This is a genomic window from Pseudomonas sp. IT-P12 (assembly GCF_949767465.1).
Classification (GTDB): Bacteria; Pseudomonadota; Gammaproteobacteria; order Pseudomonadales; family Pseudomonadaceae; genus Aquipseudomonas.
The window spans coordinates 1-1,190 of the sequence record NZ_CATKPY010000009.1 but is presented as its reverse complement, the minus strand read 5'-3'; the positions used below and the strand labels follow the sequence as shown (position 1 = coordinate 1,190).

Annotated in this window: 1 protein-coding gene; it reads left to right on the top strand. The window is 53.9% G+C overall.

Annotated features, from left to right (window positions below; all coding sequences use genetic code 11):
- Positions 1-212: 212 nt before the first annotated feature.
- Positions 213-1,160, top strand: coding sequence for an IS110 family transposase (locus ACM6IM_RS03250; RefSeq protein WP_414864137.1), 948 nt, complete (start codon positions 213-215; stop codon positions 1,158-1,160).
- Positions 1,161-1,190 lie beyond the last annotated feature (30 nt).

The following is a 1,190-nucleotide window of genomic DNA, read 5'->3' as shown; positions in this document are numbered from 1 at the left end:
GGCTCGCTTGTATGCTGGTACTTGAAGGGAGGAGGAGGGACAAGGCTCGATTCTGACTGTTGGCGCAGTACAGATCCGTGGGAGATTTCGCCCCTCCTCCTTTCACCCAAGCGCCGATAAAGAATGCATCTGGCTAGACCGACGATAGGAACAAGCCTGCGCCTCTGGGTGAGCCCTTCAAGTGCTCAAAACCATATCTCGGGGGATGTTCAATGGCAATGTCGGTCTCTGTTTCCAAGCCAATCGTGGGCGTGGATGTCGCCAAAAATGAACTGGTGATCTACCAGACCGAACTGGATCTGCTGGAGACGCTTCCCAATAACAAGCCAGCCATCAAGAAATGGCTGAAAGCCTTGCCGGCACCGGTCGACGTAGCAATTGAGTCGACCAATATCTATCACTTGGAATTCGCCGATCTGGCCCATGATGCCGGCTGCACGATTTACATGGTCGGTGGCTATGAACTAAGCCACTACCGTAAAGGTGTGAAGGTTCGCGCCAAAACCGACGCGCTGGATGCAAAGCTGCTCGCCCGTTATCTGAAAAACGAATATGAAGAGCTTCACCCATGGACTCCACCATCGCCGCTGTATCGTCAGCTCTTGAGTCTTTTCCGCCGGCGCGCCGCGCTGGTTCAGGCACGAGTTGGCCTGGTACAGAGCTGGGCAAATGAGCCGCTGCTCAAAGCCGCTTTTGCCGAGCAAATAGCCTCAATGCAGAGGTTTGAAGTGCTGGTCGAGAAGATGATCAACGACGTCCTTAAAGAGGCCGGTTTACTTGCCCATCTAAGGCGCTGCATGAAAGTTGAAGGCATAGGCTTTTTGACTGGAGCTCGCCTGATCGCGGCGTTTCAAAGGGGCGAGTTTAAAAACGCTGACGCATTCATCGCTTTTTTGGGGATGGACTTACGGGTTTCACAGTCGGGACAGAAGGACGGTCGCCGCAGTCTGACAAAACGAGGTGATCCGGAGGCGCGCCGACTTTTGCACAATGCAGCCATGTCGGCCAGCCGAACAGCAACCTGGAAAGGTTTTTATGAAGAGCAACGAGCTAGAGGGTTCAGCACCACTCAGGCACTGGTGATTCTGGCCCGTAAACTTGCTCGGGTCGTATTTGCGCTACTGAAGGGGCAGAGCGAATACCAGCCGAAAGCAAGTTGAGGGTTTCCCCTCAACCATAGAATCTCCCAC

What these genes read in the sequence shown, in the direction of transcription:
- ACM6IM_RS03250 (WP_414864137.1), top strand. Translation starts at nt 213, where the DNA reads ATGGCAATGTCGGTCTCTGTTTCCAAGCCAATCGTGGGCGTGGATGTC.